The organism is Ruegeria sp. CDSB113 (genome assembly GCF_059611045.1).
The window spans coordinates 1-25,703 of record NZ_JBXWOU010000016.1 but is presented as its reverse complement, the minus strand read 5'-3'; the positions used below and the strand labels follow the sequence as shown (position 1 = coordinate 25,703).

Genomic DNA, 25,703 nt, shown 5'->3' with positions numbered 1-25,703 from the left:
CTTTGTGTCTGCGGCCCGTTTGCGCGGGCCGTCTTTTTGTCCTCAGGCAGCAGTGGCAAGCCAGATCCAGAATGGTAGCGTTGCGATTGCCGCCACCGTCTGCCACAGCAGGGCTGCGGAATAGGTTCGGATGTCCCCGCCAAACTGCAACGCCAGCACAAGGCCGTTAGGTGCGGTTGGCAGAGCGGCGAAGATCACGGCAACTAACAAGTGCAGTGGTCCCAACCCAACCATCCACCCCAATGTCAGAACCAACATCGGTAGTGTGAGCAACTTGGCTATATTAGCGGCCACAACAAAGCGCATCTGCCCTTGCATTCGCAGCCCGTCCAACGATGCCCCGATCCCCACCAGCATTGCTGGGGGTCCGATCTGGGCGATGAGGGTTAGTAGCTCGGCGGAAGCAGCAGGAAGTTCAACGCGGAATAAAAGGCACCCCAGCCCTGCGGTGCAGGCGATGACCAGCGGGTTGTACGCGGTCATGCGCGCGATGGTCAGGATTGAGGAATGCGGCGGCCGATGGCAGATCACAACCATCAGAACATTGGCGAAATTGATCAGAGGTACGGTTGCGATAATGATCGTTCCAACCGTCGCATCCGCTGATACTCCGACCAGAGTGGTAGTGAGCAGCACCCCAGCGGGCACGTTCAGACGGGTAGCCGTCTGCACCATGCTGCTATAGGCATCGGTATGTTGGCGCAGAGCGGGAATTCCCCAGTAAGACAGGGCAAGCACCGTGAACAGGATCAGATAGGCAGCAAACAGAACCAAGCCCAGCTTGAGCGATAGGGCGGCCAGCGTTCCAGCCCCGACAAGCAGGGCGAAGATGGTCAACGGCAACAGCACCAGATAGCTTATCTGGTTCAGCCAGCGCCAGAAAACCTGCGATCGTGGGATGGCCCGGCGCAGCAGGTAGCCAGCGATCAGATAGCCCCACAACGGCAAGATTGCCTGAATGATTGTGGCTGTCATTATGCGCACCCCCGAGTGAAAACTCTCCGAGAAAAAAGGCCCCCCGGCTTAACCGAGAGGCCCATTTTGTCTTCATCGGTTACCGGGTGGCGTTAGCGCACAACCATCCCCAACTTATCCGCCACTTCGCGGAATTTGTTATACTGGGCTTCGACAAAGATCTTGGTGTCCTCGGGAGACATGACCTGCGGGATTGAGCCCAGCTTTTCTGTGGATGCGATCCAGCTTTCATCAGTGGACAGGTTTTTCAGAACTGCGATCCACTTGTCCGCAGCTTCCTGCGGCATGTCTTTTGGACCCCAAACGCCAGACCAGCCTACCACCGCTTCAAGCGCCGGGTGACCGGCCTCTGCAGCGGTCGGCGTGTCGGGCAGAGATGGTACGCGTTCGGTCGTGCTGGTCAGCAGGGGGCGAAGCTGACCACTTTCGATCGGACCGATCAGACCTGAGAGGTTGTGGAAAATGAAGTCGGCATTTCCGCTGACAACACCTGTGGTTGCTGCACCGCCTCCTTTGAAGGGCACGTGGATCAACGCTTCGGGATCGACGCCCAGATCATCCAGCAGGATCAAAACAGCCATGTGCAGCAATGTTCCGACGCCAGCGGAGGAATAGGTCAGACGTTCACCGCTTTGGATCGCGTTGGCCAGATCTTCGAAGGACTGGTATTCGGAATCCGCGCCAACTGCGATCACAAAGGGGTTGGTTTCCACCAGCCCCAAAAAGGTGAACTCGTCCCACGTGTAGGGAATGGTGGTGTTCATGGCGGGCACCGTAGCCTGCGAGCCAACGCGTGACATCAGCAGAGTGTGCCCATCAGGGTTTCCCTTGGCCACCATGGTCGAGCCAGTGACGCCACCGGCGCCAGCCTGGTTAACCACAAGCACATTGCTGCCCAGGTATTCCGGGGCCTCGGCGCCGATGATGCGGGCCGCCAGATCAGCTGCGCCGCCTGGGCCGTATGGAACAACCAGCGTGACGGGCTTGGATGGATACTCCGCCACCGCCGCAGATGCGGTAAGCGCCACAGCGAATCCAGCGGCTGCAGCTATTTTATTTAAAAAAACCATAAGGTTACCTCCCTTAACTAGGTTTGTTTGGACGTGTTTTTTTTATTGCCCTTATCAAAACCATATGTTATTTACTTACCGTTGGCAACTATTTAGTGAAGCACATCATACCGTCGGAGGGTTTGGGTGAGGTGCGGTTCTGGATGTCAACGCGGAGGCGAAAGTCAAAGGTGGTGTGTCTTTGCGGACTGTGCAGATGATGGCCATCCAGGGAGGAAACGAAATGCAATTCACCAAAAGCAAAGACCTTTTGGCCGGGGTCATTTTTTGCGCGGTGGGGCTTGCGGCGATATTCTTGTTTATTCCAAAAGGCGTTGCGGTGCCGGGAAGCGTGAAGATATCGGCGTTGTCTCCGGATTTCTGGCCAAAAATAATCGCCTGGGGAGCAGTGCTCGCATCAGTGGCCCTGATTTTGGAAAGCATTTTTCTGCAACAGCCCCCGGCTGATGATGAGGAAGATGCCGAGGCAGCGGCCCAATACAAGTTGGCCACTCTCCCGGCGGTATTGCGCACACTTGTTTTGATTGTCGTCCTGTTCGGCTTTTATTTCAGCCTGACAACCCTTGGCATGGTGGTGACGTCGGTGTTTCTGATTGCCGCGATGATGCTGTTTTTTGGCGAACGCAAATACGTGATGATCGCCTGTCTGAGCGTCGGGGTGCCGGTGTTGCTGTATTTGTTCTTTCGCTATGTCGCCAACGTTCCAATTCCGCTTGGCATGTTTGGGTGAAAAGGAGTCGTAACCTATGGATATTATTCTCGAAGCCTTTTCGATTTTCTTCAGCCTTCAAAACATTCTTGTCGTAGGCATCGGTGTTGCGATTGGGACGGTGATTGGTGCAATCCCCGGAATGACCACGCCAATGGGCGTGGCGCTGGCGCTTCCCTTTACGTTCAGCATGCCTCCGGTGGCGGGTATCTTGCTGTTGCTGGGTGTATATAAGGGCGGCCTTTATGGTGGCTCTCTGACCGCGATCCTGATCAAGACGCCAGGGACACCGGCGGCATCCTGTACCGTTTTGGATGGCTATCCGCTGACACAGAAAGGGCAAGCGCGTAAGGCACTGGACATCGCCTTGTACTCGTCCTGTGTGGCAGACCTGATCTCAAACGTCGCGCTGATCTTGTTTGCTGGCGTTCTGGCCAGCTTTGCGCTGCGGTTTGGCCCGCCAGAGTTCTTCACGCTGATTGTCTTTTCTCTGACAATCATCGCCGGTGTGTCCGGTCCCAGCCTGTCAAAAGGCATCGTATCCGCGTCGCTTGGCCTGATCTTGGCGACTGTCGGTCTGGATTTGATCTACGGCACGGAACGTTTCGTCTTTGGCGACTATCGCCTGATGAGCGGCCTAAGTTTTATTCCGGTTCTGATCGGTCTCTTTGCCTTGCCCGAAATCATCGACCGCGCAACGCGACGTGCGCGTCCGCCCGGAGCGTCCAAGCAGGAATTGGGCACAGGCGCGACATTTGCCGACTTCAAGCGCGTGCTGAAATCAGTTGTGCGCGGCAGTATCTTTGGCGTCATCTTGGGTGCAATTCCCGGGATCGGCGGTGCGCCAGCAGCGTTCCTGTCCTATTCCGAGGCGCGCCGGAACTCGAAGAACCCGGAGAACTTCGGTAAGGGCGAAATCGAGGGCATTGCCGCCGCTGAGGCGGGCAACAACGGGGTTGCCGGTGCAACCATGATCCCGTTGCTTGCGCTAGGTGTTCCGGGCGATGTGATTACGGCGGTTATTCTGGGGGCGTTCATGATCCACGGCTTGCGCCCTGGTCCGCTGATGTTCGACCAGAACCTGCCGATGATTTATGCCTTGTTCATGGGCATCCTGCTCAGCTCGGCCTACCTGTTTGTGGTCGGCAAGGTCGCGATCAAGTTCTTCAGCCGGGTCGCAACGGTGCCGAACAGAATCCTGTACCCCATCGTGTTTGTATTGTGTGTCTACGGCGCCTATGCGGTGAACAACACATTGTTTGATGTTTTCATCATGCTGTCGATGGGGCTGGTCGGGTATCTGATGCTTAAGCTGGATGTTCCAGTGGCGCCCTTCCTTATTGCCTTCGTGCTGGGGCCGTTGCTTGAAGACAACTTCCGACAATCGCTTTTGATCTCTGATGGTGATCCGACGATCTTCTTCCGCAATGCGATCTGTATTGTCTTCTGGGGTCTGACTGCGCTGTCGGTATTTGTCCTGATCCGCAGCCGGATCGAGGCAGCACGCACTGGTAAGGCATCAGTCTTGACCACGGGCGGTTGAGCGATGGCCATTCCGCAAAAAACACATCACGGCGAGCGGGTTTTTTCGTTCGCCGTGATCTCCGATACACATGTCAATGTCGATGAAAACAGCTGCAATTCACCCTTCCCTGTAAACTTGCGCGCAAATCGCAGGTTCCGGCACGTGGTGTCCGACCTCAACCAACGTGACATCGACTTTGTTCTGCATCTGGGGGACCTGGTGCACCCCGTTCCCGAAGCCGGACCGATATACAGTCAGGCCGCCGAGGCGTTTCGCCGGATAGCTTCGGACCTTTCGGTGCCGATCTATTTCACACCGGGAAACCACGATATCGGGGATTCACCCGTATCAGGCGCCCCTGCCGCCCCGACCACGCCGCCGATGATCGCGGCCTGGACGCAGGAGTTCGGGCCACAATACCAAAGCATCGTCCATAAGGGCATCACATTTGTGATGTTTAATGCCCAACTGCTCAATTCGGGCCTGCCCGAGGAAGCAGAGCAGCGCCAATGGGTTGAGACCACGTTGAAACAGGCAACTGGGCGCATTGTCTTGGCCTATCATCATCCGGCCTATATCTGCACGCCAGATGAGGCTCCGCATTACGACAACACAGATCCTCCGGGCCGTGAGTGGCTGCTTGGATTGCTCAAGACACACAAAGTGGATCTGATGTTCTGCGGGCATGCCCACAACTTCTGGTATGACCGCGTGTTGGGGACTGACTATTACCTTGCCCCCGCAACCAGTTTCGTGCGGCAGGACTACAGTGAAATGCTGCGCGCTGCGCCGCCGGAAGGTAGCGAGTATGGCCGGGATGACCGGGGAAAGCTTGGCTATTTTATCGTCAACATCTACGAAAATGGGCATACGGTTCAGGTCGTCAGAACGCAGGGGGCAGAGCAGGGGGTCGAACAAGAGGCTGCACTTGCATGTCCGGCAGGACCAACCCCATTGGAAAACACGTGTCCACTCATCGGTTTCGACCTGCGGGCCAACTGGGCTGAAATCAGCGAAATCGCCCCGTCCGGCGGGTTGGATGAGTTCGACCGAAAACTGGCCCGTAATGACTATCCGCTGCTGGCCCTGATTGAGATGGGTATCCGCGATATCAGAATACCCTTGTCCGACATCCGACGCCCCGATCGCGTCGACAGGCTGCGGGCGCTGCACGGTTTGGGTATCCGCCCGACTTTGTTCAGTTTTGGTGCCCCGTCGGAGGCGGATGTTGGGTTGGTCCAATCGTTGTACGGAGTCCTTACAGGCTGGGAGATCACCATCGACTGGGATAAGTTTGAAGACTGTCTACCCGCCATTTCGGTTGCGCAGGCGTTCACAGGGCTGCCGGTCTATCTTTCCCGGATGAGGTCCAAAGACGATCTGGTAGCTGGATCAGTGTACTACCATGTGATCAATCACGGTTTTTCCGCATCTGATATCGGTATGTTGGACACATTGGCAGACCATCGGGACAAGGGAATATCGGGTGCTGTTTTCCGGCTTGGTTCTGATCAGGAAGTGCCGTCGGGCTTGGCCGAGATCAATGCAGTTACATCGGCACGCGGTCTGCAGGCCTCGGTACATTTCAAATGCGGTGCCGCGAACCCGGCCGAACCTGCGACGGACCGGAAGAACCTGCTTGGACGTATCAAACAGGTTTTGGCGTTTTCTGAACGGCCTTCATCGCTACGGGTGTATTGCGATACGCTTGCGGATGTGGATCGCGGTTACTTCGCAAGAGTTGGCGCAATTGACCACTGTGGCAATCCGACGGATGTATCCCGCCGCATTGTCGCCCATCACAAGATGCGGTCGGGTTCGGAACAATGACGGATCAGTTGAAAAGTATTTGAGCCGACCTGTTCGGGCCGTGTGCGCAAATGAGCTATCCCTTTAGATCCGTTTTGAATTCTTTGCTGTACGTCAAAGGCGCCAGAAAGTTGAATAGCCGCCAAATTTGTGCTGGGTTCATATTTGTCCGCATCTGTCGCCCTGTCGGCAAGAACAAAATGACCTGCAATTTACCTACTGATGGCGGATAGGAGGTTTCGTGTCGCTACAATCGGTTCGGATTTGCCACGGTCTTTCACTCTAGTTGCTCCAACTAGGGTATTGGTGGACAATCTAACCGGCAATTTCTGGCGGTGTACATGTCCCACCATTTAGTACCGACCCCGTGACAACCTTCTTGCTGGGGGGGCAGGACCATCCTGCTTAAGCAGGATGGACGATGCGGCGCAAATTTTTGTCCACTATTTTACGCCAGCAATAGTTCGGGCGATATTATCCGTAAGCAGTTTGAGCGCTTCACTTTGCGCCGCTGCCAGCGCGGTCACCGAGCTATCGGCCAACGGCACGGCGAACGAGAACCTCGCCGCTTTGTTCAGATAACCCAGCGAAACTGATTTCACAAAATACTGCCCCGAAAGAGTCAGCATTTGCCCCGGAACACCGGTCAGGTTTCGCACCTTCACTTCAACCTGAACCTGCGGCGGTGTATCAAACGGCCACGGTTCCGTGGCGACGCTGGCGTTCAACGCCTGATCAAGACCAGCTGCCAATGTTTCGCTTAAGGCACGCTCGGGCGAGTCGGCCCAGAAACCACTTTTGGTGGGGCGCAGGACGCCATCATCGCCCAGAATTGATATCTCGCTGTCTTCGGCATACGCTGGCAGATCCAAACGCAGTACCTCGATCGTGCGTACCCCCGAACGATAGGTCTTGGCACCGGTGATTTCAGGCAAAAGATAGCGTTCCTCATTCCCGCCACAAGCAGCCAAAGTTGCACAGAATATCAGCGGGCAGAGATTTCGAATGTATTTTTGTATCATGTCACCGCCCTACCAAAAGGGAATTGGGTTTGCGCCGTATTGCCTGGGCCAGAGCATTGATCGAATTGACCGCCTCGCGCAGGTCATCGATTGCGGCCTGAACTTCACGATGAACCGGAGAATTTGGTCCATAAGCACCGATGGTTGCCTCGGCTGTATCCGCCAGCGTGTTTAGACGCTCGGCCAGTTCAGGCAATTCTTTGACTGCGCCGGCGATACTGCTCGCTGCGTAATTGGTCGCACTCAAAGTTTGATTGAGGTTCTGGACGGCACCTCCCTCACGCAGGTCTTCCAAAGCTAGTCCTGCTTGTTCCAATGCGCTCGACAATGCGCCAGGAACATTGTCCATTTCCGGATTTTGCAGGAAGTTGCTGGCAGACTGCAATACTTCGTCCGCCGAATTGACAACGGTGTTGAGCGGCAACGCGTCCGCCTTCGCAACAAAGGCGTCGATGTCTTCCAGCAGTTTCGGAATTCCGTTGCTGGCGGTCGAAACATTCGCCGCAGCAGTCCGCACTTCCTTAAGCGACTGCACGATATTCTCGACGCCGTCGCTTTCGTCAAAGCGTCTCAGGATATCATTGACCGAATGAACCGCGCCCTGCAGGTCTGCCGGTAGGTTCTGAATACCATCGGACGCCGCAACCGCGTTCACGTTCTCAAGCAGTTCCCGCACGTCCTTGGTAATAGCCTTGGTGTTCTGGTCCGATATGATCGCGTCAACATCCCGGATCAATTTTATCGTCCGATCCATGATCTCTTCGATAGGAAGTGCTGCGACCCGGTCCAGAACACTTTCTGCCGCGATTGCAAGAGTTTCTGGCGGGGTGGGCGTCGTGGGCATAAGCGGATGAGGTTTTTGATCGCGCTTCAGTACAGCTGGTTTTGCCTCTGAATCTTCATAAAGCTCAATATGCAGCCCGCCAGAAAACAACGAGTTGGCTGCAAGTCGTGCGCGTAGACCGGATTTTTTGACCATGCCGGCCAGCAATTCCATCGTCTGGTCGGATGTTGCAACGGATTCCAGGCCAAGTCTGGTTGGCTGAACGGTATAGGTCGCAAGTATCCGAATAGAGGGGCCGCCCTGATCATCGACTATTGTGAGGGCCGATAAATTCTGGACCTGCCCGACTTTCAGACCGCGGAACAGGACATCCGAGCCTTCCTTGAGGCCATTGAGCGAGCCGTCAAACGACGATGACAGGCGCACGGTTGCCCGCAGATCGTCATCCAGTAGGCTTTCTTTGGCCTGTGTTTCGGACGGGTAGAGGTCGAACACCGCGCGGCTCTCGATTGGTTTGCCGCCCGAGATTGCAGTGTCGAATTCCATGCCGCCCTGCAATAACGATGCTAGGCTCCCGACTTGCAACTGAATTCCAGCGTCACTGAGTTCAAGTCCGATACCAGATGCGTTCCAGAAACGCGTTCCAGTATTTATGAGTTTGCCATAGGGATCGTTTATGAAAGCTGTGACAAGAACCGTATCAGTGCTTTCGTCGTAGTTTACAGCTTCGACAGAACCCATATTTACGCCCTTGTGCAAGACAGGTGCGCCAACTGATACCGAACCGCTTTCCGGTGAGCTCAGTGTAATTTCGATCCCCTTCTGCCCGGGTCGGATGACCGGCGGATCGCTCCTTGCTACAAATCGGCGCTCTTTGTCGCCTGGTTCTGCGTCCCAGTCGACATTGATGAAGGCCCCTGACAATAAAGTGCTGATGCCGGATATTCCGCTGGAGGTGACCTTCGCAGTTACCAGCCAGAACTCGGTTTCTTTATCAAGGTAAGACCTCGTTGAGGTGCCAATTGTCCGCCGGGTATGGCCGGTCCCGTCGAACCTTCGCGGCGAATTGGATACCAAAACGCGCTATCCAGCCCCGGTCCGTTTCGGAGGAGACAGTGATGCCCTGCACAGCCGACGACCGAATGCGGGAAACGGAAACCCTTGAAGCGGGATAGATCAGATTGGTTCAACATGGTATCGCGCTGCAACGGCATTTCTTCTACTGCCGCCATTGGCAAATCTTCTGACGTATTTCTTCAGCTCGGAAGAAGCTCTCTTTCTCATACGGCTTAAATGAAAAAGTCTCCCATGTTCGATTCTGGAAAACCGCTGATAGCTCCTCGACATCGAAGCAGACCGGCGCATAGGAATTTTGGTGCAGAAACTGGGCGAGTTCGATCTGGTGAGTGTCTGCGCGCCCAAGGTTTGGGACCGCGATGAAAGGAATTTTTTCCTCAAGCAAAAAGTAAACCGTACCAGCACCGCAGTGGGTGATGAGAACGGCATCGCGATGGCGGGAGAGGAAATTTCTTTCTCTTATTATCCAGGGATGATTGCGCGGCTGGTAATGCCCCGGACCGATTTGAGATAGGAATTCATACTCTTCAAACGTCTTGGCAAGCGTGTCTACATTTTCAATTAGACTGTCAAAAGCGGTGGTTCCAACCGTGGTCACAAACTTCATAACCGCCCCGAATAATCAGCATTGGGGAAAAGCTCTAAAAGAGATTTATTCTGCACATAAAACAGGTTGGCGATACGGTACATACACCTGCCTGTCGCTGATCTGCTGGAAAATCTACTCCACGTTTCCAAGTAAATCACTTTACGCCCTGTAAGCCTGAAAACTAAGGCCGGAACCACTGCAATACCCGGACCCGTTGATACAAGAACACGGCATTTGGAGCTGGCGGCCAGATACAGCAGACGAGAGAATGACTTAAACGCCAAGGAAACGGATTTTGGTAACGATGTTGCTTCCTTTTCTCTCATTGGAAGTGCCACGTACTCGGTGGAAGCAATGCCGTTGGCAAGTTCAGCACGATCTACAATCGCGGTACAATAGGCGGCATCAAACTCAAGCAACTTCACAAGGCGAGCCATTTGTTCCCTGTGTCCACCTTCGCCAAATACCAACAATACTTGACTGCCTTGAGCATCTTGCTTCTTTGAAAAAATTGTTCTCACCGCCCTCAAAACTCCGACCTTTGTTCAACCCTAATCTGAGTCACATGTCTTTATCTAAGGCAAATAGCAGTGTCTATGCCGGGATCTGTTGCAGAGTTTTGGCCATTGGCGCTCGTAGATGTAGTGAGTGATTGGCTCTGTGATTAGTTGGTCCGAAAGTCAGCTCATGATCCCGATAAGAGGCGGGCAATTTCCCAAGGAGGTGATCTTGCTCGCAGTGATCTTTTTAGTCCGGTACGGCTTTCTGGCCGATGGTTATGTCCGCCTGAGCAGCCTGACACGGAACAGTTCCGAGTTTACCTATGCTATTCTGCGCCCCGGTGACACGTTTGGTGAGTTGGGTGTATTCCAAAAAAGCCAATATGCGGGCACCGCAACTGCGCTGAATTCTGTCACTGTCTATCGTATTCGCAGAGATGTTTTGAACATGCTCAGCCGCTCGAACATGTCGACTTGCCAGGCTCTGAGCGATCTGGTTGCGGAAAGGTTCCGAACATTCGTTGACGCTACGCGCTGTCTGACGATGAACAGCCTGTCGGCGCGCCTTGCAGAAGCTTTGTTGCGCGTTGCCAGTCAGATCGGCGAGCCGATCTCGATCGACGGACGGCAGGCGATCAGGATCGGTGCGTTTGTGACGCAATCCGATATCGGAAGCATGGTCCGCAGTACCCGCAGCAACGTGAATCGATGCCTGAAAGAGTGGGAGCGCGCCGACGTAATCCGAATTCAGGATCGCTCGATCATTATTCTGAATGCATCCTTCCTCGAGCGGCTTCACGAAATGGAGTACGGTGCCGTTTTAAGACCTTGAGTTTCGGGATGCTATCTATGGATTTCTGAGGCTGCCTATAATGCACCGCTCAGATCCCGCGCGGGTTCTCTTGCAAGGTCAGGCACTTTTGGGCGATCCTGCGCCAAATGCAGATCCGGCGATAGGAAATGGGCTTTTGTGCTCAGGTTTTGCGGTATGAGAAGTACGCCCATAAGCGCCCAGAGAAAATAAAGAAATGGAATTGTGTATACCACATTTCCAGCGATCATGATGAAATAGAGATAGGCGATCAGGAGAATGAACAAGTGACGCTCGCCCAGGCGTTTGACGGCGTTTAAAACGCAAAGATACATGATCAATACACATCCGACCCAGATTGGCATAAATAGTGCACCGCCCTCGACCACGACTGCCACCCAGTCGCTATGTGCAGTCGCATCTTCGTTGTAAAAGGCGCGTACGCCCGCCATGTTTCTGGCTTGCCCGATGCCGGAGCCGGTGAAGAAATGGTTTTGCAGCCAATCCGAAACCAGCAGTTCCCAATGCCGATAGCGCCACAACAGTGAATCGGTTGCCTCGACTGTCGAGGAAAAGGACGGGATCCACCCCAAGTAATTGAACAGGGTTCGGAATGAATCAAGCGCCCGCACCACGATACGTTCCGACATTAGGATCAACGGGCTGGCCAGTATCACAACTGTTACGAACAGGATGATACGCGGGACGATCTCGCGCTTGGACGAAAGCACGTAGTAGGCGCTGAGAATGGCCGCCAGAACCACGATGTTCTTCAATGTCCCAGCCACCACCATCCCCGTGGCAATTAATGTCCCAGTTACCAGTAATTTTCGCCTGCTGACCGAGTTGGGGACCATCTGGTTCCACAAAGCGAACCAACAAATTAAGCCAAACCCTAGCAGATTTGACAGCACGTTGGGCGTCAGCACGCCGGACGCGCGGTCCTGCCCGTGAATATTAGCGGCCAGCCCAAGATAAGACTGCGCAATGGCAATTGTCGCATGCAGAGCCGAGACAATGACAAAACCGGACAACAGAAATGGGACATCCCGCTGACCCATGGAATAGGCCATCAAAAAAATGACGAAGGAACCGGTAAATCGCAAAGCAGACTGCACTGAATCCCCAGAATGATATTCTGTCAGCCCGCCTGAGAACGTTGATATCCAGATTGCAGCGATCCAGACCAGAGCTGCAAAAAAAGCCGTGAGCGACGTGTAGTTGAAACGGAGGCTGCCACTGAAGACCTTGGTAAAACTGACGACGAGGGCAGGCAGTAGCAGCAGGGCACCCACTGCCAATGGCAGCAGTCCTGTCGAACCTGAAAAGGCAATGATCCCTATCAGACCTGCCCTATTGAGACTCATATCTGAACTGGCTCCGATACGTTTTGGTAAATCTTCAAAATACGCTCAGCCGCATCCGCCGGGCCATTGGCGTGCGCCAGGTATTGTGCACGCCGCAGCGCCCGATCTGCTTTCCGGTTGCGTGCGATGTCCGCGATATGCGCGCAAAAGACATCAACGTCAAACGGATCCACGACGTAGCTGTCCTTCACCCACTGGGTCTGCGTGGGTACGTCACCAACGCGAGTTGAAACCACTGGCAAGCCAACCGCCAGGGCTTCTTTCACCGCATTGGGTGAGCCTTCGTGCTCCGAGGTGATCACCAACGCATCGGCGGCGTTGAAAAAGTAGGGCACCCGGTCTCGGGGCTCATTGCTCAGATAAAGCGGTTCGCAATGGATGCCATGTTCGGGAAGCTTGCAAACGATGTCTTGAAACCGGTCAAGGCGCTTTGCTGGTCGGTGAAGGTTGTTGGCCGAAACGAAAAGAAGTCGAAAGGCCGACCCCTCAAGATCCAGGACCTGGCGCGCGCACGCCGTGTCGATGATCTGAAACTGATCGGGGTCAACTGCGTTTGCAATCGTGACATCTTGCGGCCGGCGGATGTCGGTGAAGCTGTCGTTTTTGAAGATGTTCACCGCAGTGCGTCTGGCGAGAAAACGCTCGAGTGCTTTCGAAAGGCCGGTGGGGATGCGCAGGATGTTTGTGCCGCGCCCATTCAGGAACGAGGTGACATGCTTGTCGCGTCCAACGCCTGCAGAGACTGCAATCAGCCCGGTCAATACGTGGTGCGTATGAATGATGTCATACCGCCCTCTGAGCGAACGCAGATGTGAAACTGCCTTGAGATAAGCAGCCTTTCCGGCTGCCCCATCAATGACTTCCACATCGATATCGGCCCCATAGCTACGTAGTGCTTCGATCTGTTCGCGAATAAAAATCCCTTTGATCGGGCTGTTTTCATTGGGCCACGCATTGGTGACATGCAATATCTTCATGATGGCCTCTCTGCAGCAAGGGCAAGCTTTTCCCGCGAGGGAACGGCCGCGCGGATAGCGGAAAAAAACCTGTTTCTGATCATTTTTCTCAAACGTCCTACCAATCCCCGGAGTCCAAGCTTTTTCTAAATTTCCAAAACCAAATCACTGTGATCGTGATGGCGTAGTGTAATGCCAACCCCCAGGCAAAAATTTCAACCGTCTCCAGGATATCCATCCCAATCAGAGCACCACCTGCCAACAAGCCTGAACTGATCAGGGCGCGTTGCAAATGGACCTTCAGAAAGGCCTCCTGGCCGCCTGCGAAATTCAGGATGACCATTGCGGGGTAGGTAATGAATTGGAAAAACAGGAAGACCGAAAGCGCCGATGAAAGTTGCCCGGCTAGGCGCCATTCCTCACCGAATGCTAATACGAAAGCAGACTCGGCAAAGAACCACAAAAATATTGCACATGGCGCGCCTGCGGCGGCTGCGCGCAGAAGGACAAATTTAATCGCCATGACGGCTTCTTCAGGGCCACGGCGATCATGCCGAATTGAGGCCAACTCGGCATAGAGCGCCCGATTCAGGCTTTGCCCAATCATGTTGACCGGCAGAGCAAGGCTCATGATCGCTAGGGATACCTGTCCGGCAGCTGCGGGTGTGTAAAGCGCCGAAACAATCAGCACCGGTGCCTGCACCCCGTATGATGCCAGCAGTTGCGCAGGTGTTCGGTAGACAAGATGTGATCGGTAGCGCTTCATGGTTTTCCTGAGGCGTACCGGCGAGCGAAGCGCGTCGCGCAGATTTCTTCCCGCCCCGGTCAGGCGCCCAAGATACCAAAGGCCCGCACCGTAACCCAAAAGTTGGCCCAGGATCAGCCCCGGACCGCTTGCGGCCATAAATCCCAACGATATTTTTGTGCCTTCTCCAACCCCTGCCTTGGCAATCTGAGAGGTGGCGATCGAGCGGTAGTCCTTGTGACGAAGCGCAAGCATCGTCAGAACTTCAGTACATACAACGGCCGTCACCAGGCTGCCCGCTGCCAACGCCTCAAACCGCAGCGATGCGTTCGAATTTCCGAAAAACAGGAAAAAACCCAGCAGGCACAGACTGACGGTAGCCACCGTTGAGACAAGCGAAACGGCCGCCAGTTCGAATGCGTGTTTCTCGGCTCGTGGGATTGGGATAGCCAAATAAAAGCCCAAACCGGCTGCGGGCGCCGCCGTCAGACCAATCGCCATGCACAACGCCAGAATCCCATAATCCTCGGGCGTGTAAAACCGCGTTAGAATGGGCAGGCTGAGCAAGCCAAGGACGCGCGCGCCCATCGCGCCCGACGACATGCGGAGAATACCGTGTCCCAGTGCGCTAACTTTTTCAGTGGCCTGCCGTTTTGGCGGGTTATTGCTGTTCATTGTTCCGAAAACTGCGGGTTCATCATATGTTCGAGAGCCGGAGATGCGTCAGCCGGGACAGCGTTGGTCAACAACCGGGTCACCACGTCAAAATCGCTGCTTGCAGCCGCCAGCGTGTCGTTGCTTGCCAGCAGTTTGGTGCGGTGCGCAACCGCCATTTCGGCGCTAACCTCAGGTGACCGAACAAGGGCTTCTTCAAGGCCAATCTTGCGGTAGAAGCGAGCCGTTTTGATATGTGAGGGGATCGACAAAACTGGAACCCTCATTGCAGAGGCGCAAATGCCAACGTGCAGTTTTGTGGTCATCACAAGACCACATTCCTTGATATTGTTCAAAAACGTGTCGGGGTTATCTTTAAAAACAGTGGTTTCGAAATCCGAACCGATGATATCTTTGATGATCGGAATGCTCGCGCGTGCCTTATCAATGTCGCAGTCGATGAATATCCGATACCGCCAATTGTTGCGTTTTTTTAGATCTTTCAGAGTTTTAAGAAACAGCTCCTGACACTCGGGGTCATCGACCGCGTCACCCATATGCACACCGATCAGGTTGTCATCGGGTGTAATGTGTTCGCGTTGCTTGGGGTTTGCAGAAAGATAGGAAAAGGCAAGGTCATCGCAGGTGGTGGCCTGTGGCGTCTGGCAGTAACCCTTGAAGAAACCCAGGGATTCCGTGTCGCGCAGCAAGGCTAGTGATACGTTCTGTGCCGGAATGGCCCGCACCGCGCGGCCCATCATGCCAAATCCTAATGGCCCAAAGCCGACGCCCAGAAAAACGACATTCTTGGTTTTCGCCGCGGCCTTCAATGCGCGGCGGTGCCGTTTGAAGTAGTTTCTAATGTGCCACTTGAACGTGCCCGAGGCGGGGGGGCAGAAATAGCCGCCGCCGGCAAAGATTGTCAGGTCCGGAATCTCACCTGACGCGAGGGGGCGTGTCTCATTTTCCGGGTCGTAAACGCTCTGCATTTCCGGAGGAAGGTTGGCCTGCATCACGTCGCTTGTCGGAAAAGAGTTTTTCACGAGATTCAAGGTTATGCGCCACAGCAATACATCGCCAAAATTTGGAGCGAAATAAGAAGCATGCAAAAGAATTTTTTTTCGCTCTGTCACGACGAAATCCCACAAAAAGAGTAGTTTGTTTGCGCGTGACATATATGCTTTCGCGTGCCTTGGACAGACACCTAAACAACAAACTTTTGGGTGCCATGTGACCTCTAAAATCAGGCATATTTCTCAGGTTTTTCTGCTTAAATCTGGGCGTCGCACCATGCTACCCGCCTTTAATCTATGGGAAAGTACAGAGGCGCATAAATCGAAGAAATCACGGTTCAGCAAAGATCAGATTATTGCGATTCCAAAGCTTCAGGCAAAGATGAACGCTCTCGGGACATGCAGCCCCGAGAGCGCGGTAATGGTCACTGGTTCCAAGCGCTCGCATCGAGCGTTCTGGTTACGGGAATGCGTGTTAGGCCGAGGTCAGCGACCTGGTCTCTAGCAAACGCTGCAACTTGACCGTTTTCAACGTGGACAACACGCTGTCAATGATGCCGAAGGTGTAAAGACGCGCTCCGCCTGGCAACACTCTTTCTCCGGCTGCGATGGTCTGGCCAGCCAGGACCGAGGCCCCATTCTCATCAGCCCAAAACTTGACGGCGTCCACTTTGGTGTCGGGCAAATCAAGGATCAACCGATCGTGCCCCTGATCATCAGACAGATACCAGAGCGTCCGCTCACCGGTTTCGGTGATGTCATGACGATTGCTGCGGTTTTGGTATGGCGTTGCCGTGGCACCGATTTCAAGTTGCGCCTGTGCAATCAGGACGCCTTTTGTTCCATCGCCCACAACATCGACCCCCGTTGCCTGACGGGGCCGAAGGTGGAGAGTTTTTTCACCCGAGCCGGTGTAATCCAGTTGCGTAGACACCCTGTACAAGCCGTCGCCAAGGTCCTGGACATTCGGCACACCAGAAAGAATGGTACCAGTCGTTAAGTCGACCTCAAACGATCCACGAGATGCAGCAAAACCATTGCCACCGGTGAAGTACAGGATTGGATACTCAGCCGCGGACGCGGTAATCGAGAATGTGGCGGTTTGCGCTGCCTGCACCGAGGACGGTAATGTAGTAGATGTCCGACCGTTTTGCCCCGCCCGTGCGGTCAGTTTGACCATCTGTGATTGCTGGGCGGTCCCAGCATTGGAAGACAGAATTGCAGCATCCTCGTTCCATCCAACAAAGGACTCAGAGTTGTCAATCAGGTTTCTGATCCCGCTCTCTGGGTGGCGCGCAAGCGTAGGCCGGTGATCTTCGTTGACGGTTTGAACAGCGTGGTATCCGGCAATCTCACGGACCGACAAATCGGTAATGGTCACGTCCGCCGGACCCGAGCGCCGCTTGATGCTGAAATAATCAACAGTCGTTTTTATAATGACGCTGTGTCGGCCCGGGGTGACTGGCAGAGACGGGTTACCCGGAACACCGCTGATACTCAGGCCACCGAATCCGTGGGCTGTAACATTGTATTCCACAAGGTACCACTTGCCGATCGTCAGGATGCCTATCTGCACAACATTCGCGTAAGAGCCATCTGGTGAAAAAATACGCGCCTTGCCATCAATCATTGAAACGGAACCGTTCGAGTTCCAATGTGTCTCGCCCTCGCTAAAGTCCCCGTCTGTTATGACATCCCGGCCACTGGCAAGACCGTTCGATTTATCCAACATTAACCCCACTGGCTGCCCCGGGCTCGTCACAGGTTTTGAACCTGCACCATCCTGAAACAGCGTATGCAAATCTGAAGGATCGAACCAGACCAACGGGTTCAGACTTCCAATCCCACGATGGGCATTGCGAACTGCTAGGGACGGGATGGAAAGACTGAAACTAATCATTGTAACTGCCCATTTTATTTCACCTTATTGATGTCGAGTATTGTCGATTGAAGCTAGTCGAGCCGGACCAGCGTTTTCTGTACGGAACCTATTTTTGGTCTTTAACGTGTTGAACATCGTGATTGCATTCCAGTCCTTTCCACCCTTCCCCATGGGCACTTGGAGCTGTGCGATCAGAGGTTTGGATCACAAATTTACGCACTTTACCTTGATGCCACCCCGTGGCCGTTCGTGGCTGGGTTGAGCTTTTCTCACTTGGAATAATTTTAGGAAATCGTTGAAGCCGCACTAACTGATCGTACGCTTTGATCAGGAAAACATGCTCAACTCCTCGTGGGGACCGACGTTCTGTCGACCGCTGTGAGGCGAATTAGACAGTATGTCTGAATAGTATGTCGAAAGCTGTTAATGCTGCGGCTGAAATAACGATGGGTATTTGGGATTTTAGACTTAATATAAAACAATCCCCGGTAGACGATGCGTAGATCAAATCCAGCCGGTTACCAGTGAGTGACCTATCCAATGACGACCTGATTGAGATGGGTGCTATGCCGGGCAAGTTTTGGCGTGAAAGGTGGATCATCGCAGTGTCCACTTTGTTGGTGATTGTGACCCGTCCTGTCCTTTGAGACAGGCAGCAGTTTTGCTCATTGAGTTTCTTACGCTCAGCGTACTTCTTAAGGTGATAAAAGATGAGAACGAAGACCGGGCCATGTGGTCCGGTTGATAGGCGTGTGACAAAGATCAAGCACGAGACGCGCCATCTGCGCATCCGTTAGACAAAAAAAGATATGGCTTATTCGGCGCCCATTTTTGAGCTGTGAATCATGCGGTCAATCGGAAATCAGTGGGTCCTGAGAATACGCATTCGACGTGGATAAGACACGCAGACAAACATCGGCTTGATCCGACTGGACATTGCTGAACGGGTTATCTTTAGATGAATCTGCAGGACCTCAGCGACATCACAGCACGCGCGACAAGAACGCCTTGGTGCGCGGTTCGCTTGGTTGGGAAAAAAGTACCTCGGGCGGACCCTGTTCCAGGATGCGTCCGGCATCAAGGAAACACACTTTGTCTGCCAGCTCACGTGCAAAACCCATTTCGTGGGTGGCAAGTACCATGGTCATACCCTGCTTTCGCAGGTCCCTCAGCACGTCCAACACCTCGCCTACCAGCTCGGGATCCAGCGCGCTTGTAATCTCGTCAAACAGCATGATCTGGGGCTCCATCGCCAGCGCACGGATGATAGCCACCCGCTGCTGCTGGCCGCCCGATAGCTGGTCTGGATAGTGTTCCATCCGGTCACCCAGCCCAAAGCGCGTGAAAAGCTGGGTCACCCGTGGGCGCAGGTCGTCTCTGCTCAGTCCTCGTACACGACGTGGCGCGAGCATCACATTTTCTGCCGCTGTCATGTGGGGAAAGAGGTTGTAGCTCTGGAACACAATGCCGATCTGTTGGCGCACGGGCTGTGGGTCAAGCCCCGGTTCCGAGATGTCCTTCCCGTCCAGCCAGATCTCGCCGTCATCGATGGGTTCAAGCAGGTTCATGCAGCGCAAGAGCGTGGATTTGCCAGAGCCTGAGGCGCCAATCAGGCACACCATCTCGCCCTCAGCCACATCCAGGTCAATGCCCTTGCATACCTCGTGATCATCGAACCGTTTCCGCACCCCTCGCAAGGATAACTTTGCTGTCATGTACGGGCCCTGTTCTGCTTGTTCATAAGGTAGTCCGCATACCGCGTGGCTGGTATGGTCAGCGCAAGAAAGATAAGCGCTGCACCCACATAAGGCGTAAAATTGGCATAGAGCGATTTGTAAACACCAGCCTGTCGGAAAATCTCAACCGGGCCGATAAAGGACAGTAGCGCCACGTCCTTCTGCAAAGCGATGAACAGGTTCATATTGGCAGGAACGACGTTTCGTATGGCTTGTGGCAAGACCACATAGCGCATGGTGTCCTGATCGCTTAGCCCCAACGAGGCCGCGGCGGATCGCTGCGACTGATGGATCGAGTCAATGCCCGAGCGGATCACCTCGGCCACATAGGCCGAATAGACCAAAACCAGCGCCAGCGTGCCCCAAATGTAGGGGCTGTTCCAAGGCCTCGGCAGGCCCAACCCGGGCACGCCAAAGCCAATAATGTAGATAACAAGAACCACCGGCAGGCCACGGAAGATGTCCGTATATGCAATGCCGAACAGCCGCAGCGGAAAAAGCGCAGGTGCGCGCGTGTCCCGACACAGCGCGATAACCAGACCTGTGATCGCAATAAGCGGTGCAGACCACGCAAAAATCATCACGTTCATCAGAAAGGCTTCGAGCAATCCGGGAAACGTCTCGGCGAAGACCCGGCCGTTAAAAAACGAGCGTTGTACGGCCTCCCAACCGGGGGCGAGCGGGACGAGGGCGACGATGGCAAGAGCCACGCTGACCACTGAAATCAGCGCGATGCGATTTGAGCGACGCCGTACCTCAGCTTCATAAACCTCGCGACGCGTGGGCGTCGCGGCAGGGCGCTCAACCGAGTCTTTTTGCAATGACGTTTCTTCCATCTATTCGATGACCGGTACACCTGTAGCCTCGGACAGCCATTGGGTTTCAATCGCGGCAAGCTCGCCGCTTTCGGTCAGTTCTGTGATGGCCGTGTTGACGCAGTCCTTCAACGCATTGCCCTCTTCCATCAAAACGCCGAACTGATCAGGACTTTCGGATTGCCCCGCAGGGAACTGACCAAGCAAAGCACCGTTTTCGACCACGACAGCCGACAGATAGAGTGCCGTAGGCAGGTCATAAATTGCGGCATCGATCTGGCCGGCCATGATGGCCGCATTCACATCAGCATTGTCGTTGTAAAGCAGCGGTTCACTAGACGGCTGGATCACGTCGTTCAGCATCGGGATCGCTGTCGTCGTGGCCACAGCGCCCCACTTCAAATCCTTGAGGCCGTCCAACGTCGCTTCTGCGCCGGAATCGACAACGTTCTGGGTGGTCAGAACCGCCATGGCTGAGGTGTAATAGGGCAGGCTGAAATCAACCATTTCTTCCCGTTCGGGCGTGATCGAGTACTGCTGCATGTTGAAGTCAAAGTTCTTAGCGCCGGGCTGAATCGCCTCGTCAAAACTTGTACGAACCCAGGTAACATTGTCCTGGTCGTAGCCCATTTTTTCGGCAATCGCATACGCAACGGCGGCTTCGAATCCTTCGCCACTTTCGGGCGCGTCATTCATAACCCAGGGATAGTAGGCCGGATTACCTGTTGCGATTGTCAGGGTGCCCTCTGTAAGGGTCTTGCCCTTTGCGCAGGTCCCATCGCCCGCGGCAAACACCGAGGTCGTCGAGAAAAATAAGGCCAGAGCTGGGCCAGCAATCAGTTTCATCAATCTTCTCCCTGTTTTTGTTTGGTCACAGGTTCTTATGCACAGGGGGATTTGTCTAGGTGTTTGATCCCGCAGTGTGATGGCGGGTTCTCTTCTTTCGTCAAGACCTTTGCAATAGAACCAACACAAATATGTCGCAGTTGTGGAAAGTGTGAAGCAACCAATATAGGAGTATGCTGCATCGCAGCGATTTGCCGAAGGAGCGTCTACCATGTTCCGTCTTGAAGGTTTGAACGCGCTTCTCGGCTTGGCCAAAGATAAATCAATAGCGTCGGAGTTGCGCGCGATCCCGATCTGACCGCGTTGATCTTTGCTGGGATCTAGCCGTTTGGTGGGGAATTTCAACGCCACCGGTGGCGAGTACGGCAATTGTCGAATGACAGGAGTTTCTCATGACATCGAATGTTCAGGCGGACACCTTGGGGACCAGCCGGACGCTGGCTGATGATACGGGCTATTTGCAGGACCGGACGGCAATAGCTGTGGCGCGGGCTCTGGACCGGTCCGGGTTACAATGGGAAATGCTGTCCCAAGCGGCATCGCTGAACGCGCGTCGGATCGCAGAAAACCACACACAGCGCACCCACCGTCTGATACAGGGGTTTGCCGATCTGGCCACGCAGATGACACCGGCGACGGTGGCGCGGAATTGGTCGGAATACCTCAGGGATGCGGGACAGCGGGTGGTTCTGACGCTGGACGCACTGCGCGAACGCGGCGATGTATTTCTAGAACATGAGGCTGCCGGTTGCCCGCCTGTGCTTGCCTATGAATACGAAGTAGTAGCCGATGGTGCAGATCTAGAGCGGCCCTGCAATTACCAGCTGTTGCGCATCATCCCGCCCGAAGGTGTCGCGGTTGACGATCAGAGCCGCCCTTATGTGATCATTGATCCGCGCGCCGGACATGGCGGCGGCATTGGCGGGTTCAAACCCGATAGTCAGGTCGGCGTGGCGCTGGCCAATGGGCATCCGGTCTACTTCGTCAACTTCCGGCGCGATCCGGTGCCGGGACAAACATTGGCGGATGTGATGCATGCCGAGGCCGGGTTCGTTCGCGCCGTTCGCGCCCGTCACCCCGATAGCCCGCAGCCGGTTGTGACTGGCAACTGTCAGGGTGGCTGGGCGACCTTGCTGATGGCCGCCTGCAATCCCGACCTGACCGGTCCTCTGGTTCTGAACGGCGCGCCGGTTTCGCCGTGGTCGGGCGAGGTCGGCGAAAATCCGATGCGTTACAATGGCGGGGTGCTTGGCGGCACCTGGCAGCCAATGTTTTGGTCCGATCTGGGGGCGGGGCAATTCGACGGGGCCAATCTGGTGATGAATTTCGAACAGCTGAACCCCAGCCGGAATTATTTTGGCAAGTATTTCGACCTCTATCGCGACCCCGAAGGCGGGCGCGAACGGTTCATTGATTTTGAACGCTGGTGGGGCGGTTTCTTTATACTGAACGAGAAAGAAATTCACTGGATCGTCGAACAGCTATTTGTCGGCAACCGGCTGGTCCGGAACACCGCTCAGCTAGAGCCCGGCGTGCCGCTGGACATCAAGGCGGTTCGCGGTCCGATCTTTGTCTTTGCCAGTCACGGCGACAATATCACTCCGCCTCAGCAGGCGCTGAACTGGATCGCCGACACCTATACTGAAGAAGAAGAGATCCGCCTGCGCGGCCAGCGCATCATTTACATGCTGCATGAAGAGGTCGGGCATTTGGGCATCTTCGTGTCTTCGAAAGTCGCTCGAAAAGAACATTCCGGACTGACTTCGACGCTGGAAACCGTCGAGGCAATGGCCCCCGGTCTTTACGAGATGCAGATCGAAAATATCGAGGGTGAGGGGGCCGAAAAACGGTTCGAGATCCGGTTTGTGGAACGTCGGCTGACCGATGTTGCGGCGCTGGATGACGGGCGGCGGGACGAAACCGGCTTTGCCGCAGTGGCTGAGGTGTCCGTGTTGCAGGCTGGCCTCTACGAAACCTTTGCCCGCCCGGCGGTGCAGGCACTCACCACGCCGAGCACCGCGAAGGCGCTGCGCGACCTTCACCCGCTGAGGGTTCAACGGGCGGTTCAATCGTCGCATTCGCCTGCCGCTTTCGGGATTCAGCAACTGGCGCAGGCGGCCCGTGCCCAACGCGCACCTGCCGCACCCGACAACCCGTTCCTGACGGTCGAAAAGCTGACGGCGGACTGGGTTGAGCAGGCGATGGATCTGGGCCGGGACCTGCGTGACGCCTGGTACGAGATGACGTTCCATGCGCTCTGGAACGGCCCGCTGGCAGCTACGTTCGGACAGCAGCAGGCAGAGCGGCGCACATTGCCCGATCTTGAAAGCCTGCACGCGCTGCCCGAAGTTAAATCGGCCCTGGCACATATGGGGCAGGGCGGCGTGGCCGAAGCGGTGGTCCGGATATTGATCCTGCTTGGGGGTAGCAACCGCAGCTATCGCTCCGAGATGCTGGATCGGTGGTCAGATATCTTCACTCGGGAAGAGCCCTTTGCCGACCTATCGGTAGAACACCGCCAGCATCTGCTGCATGAACAATCGATTATAGCAACGCTCGACCCCGATGGCGCAGTGGAGACCCTGCCGGATCTTTTATCGCAACCTGAAGACCGGGCGCTGGCGGTGGCGCTGATCGATCGGATCATCGGTGAGGTCAAGGCCCCAACCCCAGAGCTGAAGGCAATGGCGCGCGATTTGTGCCATGCGCTGAACCTGAAAACCCCGAAGGGGTTTGCCGAAACCCCCACGAAACGGAAAGCTACGGGCGTGCGAAAGGGTCGCAAGATCTGAAAACTCTGGACACCGAACCGGTATTTCCAAGTTTTTTGACATCGCTTGCAAAGAGTGTCGGACGGTGCAGCCAGGTGATCATCGTTAGGGCATGACCTTTCCAGAGATCAGGCGCGTCCGCTGGTACTGCGGCGACCCCATTTGGCTCACGGCAACATTCAAGATGGTACCCGTCCCTGAGCAGCTTGAATTCCAAGCATCATGATTGCAATTGTCTCCGGCGTTTAACGTAACAATATCATTGGTCAAAAAACAACTTGCGCTGGTCCGGAATCAACTTAAACAGAAATTATGAAATTCCACCAAAATCCCACCCTGCTTGAACTAGGAAACAGCCCTGTTATCGCAAAGGGAAACAGGCAATTCGTATATGAACACCCATTTGACAAAGGGCTATTGTTAAAGGTTCCGCAACCTCACACGATGGATGCAGGTTCGAGGCTTGTAACCGACAAGTGGTATGACCGACTGTTTCGCAGAGCTACCGCTTTTAAGGGTTTCATGCGTGAGTTTGACGAAGCGTTTTTTCTGATGGTTCGCCATCAGGAAAGTCCGGACGTGATGCCCGTTTGTAGGGTGTTTGGCACCGCACCGACAGACAAAGGTCTGGCGTTGGTCTATGAACGCATTTCTGATCCGGATGGACAGCTTTCCCCAAGTCTGGGTCAGTTGATTGCCGAAAGTCGCCTCACCCCTCAGCATTTGAGCGATCTCAATAGACACTTCGACCAATTGTCAGAAGAACGTGTCGTCATAAGCAACAAGAACACTGGCAATCTTGTCTATCAAACATGGCCCGACGGATCCGGGCGATGGGTTTGGATTGACAGCTTTGGGTCTAAACAAGTCATTCCTCTGCGAAGATGGGTTCGCAGTTACAATGACCGCAAGCTCGGCCAAGTTCGAAAAAAGTTCTTTGAATTGATAGACGCCGCAAAGGGCCAATCGTCTGACTAGCCCAGTTGATTGGATTCAACAGGTCCTTGTTTGGTTCGACTGTTGGCTTATGAAGCGAAGCCAAATCGACGCCATTTGATTGCCCTAGAGTGGGTTCTATCAGCCCAGACCAAATGCTTGGCCCATGCGCGTCCGGCGGCGCTCGATGGATTTGCGGAATGCTAAGTCAGAAACCAGCGTCAGCGGAAACAACACTCTTTCGCCCAAGCCATCGATGACGACCAGTTTTCCATTGCGCTCTTGCGCCCGTACAATGTTTTCAAAACCCAGGTCGCCCACGATAATCCGGCCACGTTCAAGGTCGTCCATGAGTTCCATGAATTCACCGTACAGCTGCTTGCGCTCTGACATGTCATCACCCAATGCGGCCCGTTCCGACTCCAGCGTTGGCGCCAAATCGCCATCAGGACCGGTCATCTTTTCGACCACCAGCGCGGGTCCTTGAGATGTCGCCGCATACCCCATAAAATCCGCAAGGCGTTCAATCTCGGGGCAGCCTCGTGTCAGCGCGGCTAAGTATTCGTTTGCTTCCCGGTTCCACTGACGGAGGTTGCCATAGCGTCTCTCAGCATAACGAGGAATCACGTGGTTGCGCACCGGTTCATCCACCCGGACTTTCAACAGCGCGCGCTCAATAAACGGATGCTGATAAATTTCGTAGTTGCGGCTTCTTCGCAATGGCCGAATTTTACTTAAGTCTATCATGTTGTTTTGCCGATCCTAATAAAGAAGATCACCGATTACAGCCATCCTCTCAAACCAAGGTCTCCAATTAGTCCTTTTCATGTTTGAGGACAACCAGATGCCGAAACAAGACATTTAGTACCGGCATCTTGCGGTACGTATCGATAGTGAAGCGGTACGGTTCTTAAGCCCAGATTGTGCAGATGTATGACGCGCCTCCGTACCCCATCATTCTGCCCTAAAAGCCCGAGCATCAGCATTCGTTGATAAGGGTGAAGCCAATATGACAACACCATGTCCACTGTTAGTTCACTGCTGCGTTTATTGGTGTTGTTATGAGTGATGGAGTGATTTGTGAGATTGTTCTGCCCCATTTTGTGACGGG

General features: G+C 54.6%; 22 protein-coding genes. 6 read left to right on the top strand and 16 right to left on the bottom strand.

Annotated features, from left to right (window positions below; all coding sequences use genetic code 11):
• Positions 1-42 precede the first annotated feature (42 nt).
• Complete coding sequence (locus AC2FIS_RS20635; RefSeq protein ID WP_496775182.1) at positions 43-975, bottom strand: AEC family transporter; 933 nt, start codon at positions 973-975, stop codon at positions 43-45.
• Between the two features lie 92 nt (positions 976-1,067).
• The gene (locus AC2FIS_RS20630) at positions 1,068-2,045 is read right to left on the bottom strand and encodes a Bug family tripartite tricarboxylate transporter substrate binding protein (RefSeq protein WP_496775181.1); all 978 of its coding nucleotides are present in this window, start codon (positions 2,043-2,045) and stop codon (positions 1,068-1,070) included.
• A 223-nt stretch (positions 2,046-2,268) separates the two neighbouring features.
• Between AC2FIS_RS20630 and AC2FIS_RS20625 the strand changes: the two genes are divergently transcribed.
• The 3 genes from AC2FIS_RS20625 to AC2FIS_RS20615 are packed head-to-tail and all read left to right on the top strand — an operon-like array spanning position 2,269 to position 6,109.
• Complete coding sequence (locus AC2FIS_RS20625; RefSeq protein WP_496775180.1) at positions 2,269-2,775, top strand: tripartite tricarboxylate transporter TctB family protein; 507 nt, start codon at positions 2,269-2,271, stop codon at positions 2,773-2,775.
• A gap of 16 nt (positions 2,776-2,791) precedes the next feature.
• Positions 2,792-4,297, top strand: a complete 1,506-nt coding sequence (locus AC2FIS_RS20620) for a tripartite tricarboxylate transporter permease (RefSeq protein WP_282152155.1) — start codon at positions 2,792-2,794, stop codon at positions 4,295-4,297.
• A 3-nt stretch (positions 4,298-4,300) separates the two neighbouring features.
• A complete protein-coding gene (locus AC2FIS_RS20615; RefSeq protein WP_496775179.1) occupies positions 4,301-6,109 on the top strand; it encodes a metallophosphoesterase family protein in 1,809 nt (602 codons plus the stop codon).
• Positions 6,110-6,531: 422 nt separating this feature from the next.
• On the opposite strand, the gene AC2FIS_RS20610 is transcribed toward AC2FIS_RS20615, so the two are convergent.
• The 4 genes from AC2FIS_RS20610 to pssD all read right to left on the bottom strand — a co-directional run bounded on the left by AC2FIS_RS20610 (position 6,532) and on the right by pssD (position 10,081).
• A complete protein-coding gene (locus AC2FIS_RS20610) occupies positions 6,532-7,110 on the bottom strand; it encodes a PqiC family protein (protein ID WP_496775178.1) in 579 nt (192 codons plus the stop codon).
• A 1-nt stretch (position 7,111) separates the two neighbouring features.
• Positions 7,112-8,818 carry an MlaD family protein gene (locus AC2FIS_RS20605; protein ID WP_496775231.1) on the bottom strand — a complete coding sequence of 569 codons (1,707 nt, stop codon included), beginning with the start codon at positions 8,816-8,818 and terminating at the stop codon, positions 7,112-7,114.
• Between the two features lie 295 nt (positions 8,819-9,113).
• The gene (gene pssE, locus AC2FIS_RS20600; protein WP_496775177.1) at positions 9,114-9,578 is read right to left on the bottom strand and encodes a PssE/Cps14G family polysaccharide biosynthesis glycosyltransferase; all 465 of its coding nucleotides are present in this window, start codon (positions 9,576-9,578) and stop codon (positions 9,114-9,116) included.
• Positions 9,575-10,081: a PssD/Cps14F family polysaccharide biosynthesis glycosyltransferase gene (gene pssD / locus AC2FIS_RS20595; RefSeq protein WP_496775176.1), complete on the bottom strand. Its 507-nt coding sequence runs from the start codon at positions 10,079-10,081 to the stop codon at positions 9,575-9,577. Before pssD ends, pssE begins: the two co-directional genes overlap by 4 nt.
• 166 nt (positions 10,082-10,247) lie before the next feature.
• On the opposite strand from pssD, the gene AC2FIS_RS20590 reads away from it, so the two are divergent.
• Positions 10,248-10,892 (top strand): Crp/Fnr family transcriptional regulator, encoded by a 645-nt coding sequence (locus AC2FIS_RS20590; RefSeq protein ID WP_496775175.1) that lies wholly within the window; start codon positions 10,248-10,250, stop codon positions 10,890-10,892.
• Positions 10,893-10,927: 35 nt separating this feature from the next.
• On the opposite strand, the gene AC2FIS_RS20585 is transcribed toward AC2FIS_RS20590, so the two are convergent.
• From AC2FIS_RS20585 to AC2FIS_RS20550, 8 genes are all read right to left on the bottom strand, one after another.
• The gene (locus AC2FIS_RS20585) at positions 10,928-12,238 is read right to left on the bottom strand and encodes an O-antigen ligase family protein (protein WP_496775174.1); all 1,311 of its coding nucleotides are present in this window, start codon (positions 12,236-12,238) and stop codon (positions 10,928-10,930) included.
• Positions 12,235-13,215: a glycosyltransferase gene (locus tag AC2FIS_RS20580; protein WP_496775173.1), complete on the bottom strand. Its 981-nt coding sequence runs from the start codon at positions 13,213-13,215 to the stop codon at positions 12,235-12,237. The genes AC2FIS_RS20585 and AC2FIS_RS20580 overlap by 4 nt, the downstream gene beginning before the upstream one ends.
• A 97-nt stretch (positions 13,216-13,312) precedes the next feature.
• Positions 13,313-14,614, bottom strand: coding sequence for an oligosaccharide flippase family protein (locus AC2FIS_RS20575; protein ID WP_496775172.1), 1,302 nt, complete (start codon positions 14,612-14,614; stop codon positions 13,313-13,315).
• Positions 14,611-15,768 carry a polysaccharide pyruvyl transferase family protein gene (locus AC2FIS_RS20570; protein ID WP_496775171.1) on the bottom strand — a complete coding sequence of 386 codons (1,158 nt, stop codon included), beginning with the start codon at positions 15,766-15,768 and terminating at the stop codon, positions 14,611-14,613. The genes AC2FIS_RS20575 and AC2FIS_RS20570 overlap by 4 nt, the downstream gene beginning before the upstream one ends.
• Positions 15,769-16,081: 313 nt before the next feature.
• Positions 16,082-17,338, bottom strand: a complete 1,257-nt coding sequence (locus AC2FIS_RS20565; RefSeq protein ID WP_496775170.1) for a phage head spike fiber domain-containing protein — start codon at positions 17,336-17,338, stop codon at positions 16,082-16,084.
• A 1,133-nt stretch (positions 17,339-18,471) separates the two neighbouring features.
• Entirely contained in the window at positions 18,472-19,203 is a 732-nt protein-coding gene (locus AC2FIS_RS20560; protein WP_496775169.1) for an amino acid ABC transporter ATP-binding protein, read from the bottom strand.
• Positions 19,200-20,060 (bottom strand): amino acid ABC transporter permease, encoded by an 861-nt coding sequence (locus AC2FIS_RS20555; protein ID WP_496775168.1) that lies wholly within the window; start codon positions 20,058-20,060, stop codon positions 19,200-19,202. The genes AC2FIS_RS20560 and AC2FIS_RS20555 overlap by 4 nt, the downstream gene beginning before the upstream one ends.
• Positions 20,061-20,885, bottom strand: coding sequence for an ABC transporter substrate-binding protein (locus tag AC2FIS_RS20550; protein WP_496775167.1), 825 nt, complete (start codon positions 20,883-20,885; stop codon positions 20,061-20,063).
• 392 nt (positions 20,886-21,277) lie between these two features.
• On the opposite strand from AC2FIS_RS20550, the gene AC2FIS_RS20545 reads away from it, so the two are divergent.
• Both AC2FIS_RS20545 and AC2FIS_RS20540 read left to right on the top strand, forming a co-directional pair.
• Positions 21,278-23,677, top strand: a complete 2,400-nt coding sequence (locus AC2FIS_RS20545) for a DUF3141 domain-containing protein (RefSeq protein WP_496775166.1) — start codon at positions 21,278-21,280, stop codon at positions 23,675-23,677.
• Between the two features lie 291 nt (positions 23,678-23,968).
• Entirely contained in the window at positions 23,969-24,634 is a 666-nt protein-coding gene (locus AC2FIS_RS20540) for a YrbL family protein (RefSeq protein ID WP_496775165.1), read from the top strand.
• Positions 24,635-24,733: 99 nt separating this feature from the next.
• Here the strand turns inward: AC2FIS_RS20540 and AC2FIS_RS20535 are convergent, their stop codons facing one another.
• Both AC2FIS_RS20535 and AC2FIS_RS20530 read right to left on the bottom strand, forming a co-directional pair.
• The gene (locus AC2FIS_RS20535) at positions 24,734-25,339 is read right to left on the bottom strand and encodes a YrbL family protein (RefSeq protein ID WP_496775164.1); all 606 of its coding nucleotides are present in this window, start codon (positions 25,337-25,339) and stop codon (positions 24,734-24,736) included.
• Between the two features lie 77 nt (positions 25,340-25,416).
• Positions 25,417-25,703 (bottom strand): hypothetical protein (locus AC2FIS_RS20530; protein WP_496775163.1); only part of this gene is annotated, 287 nt, incomplete at its 5' end.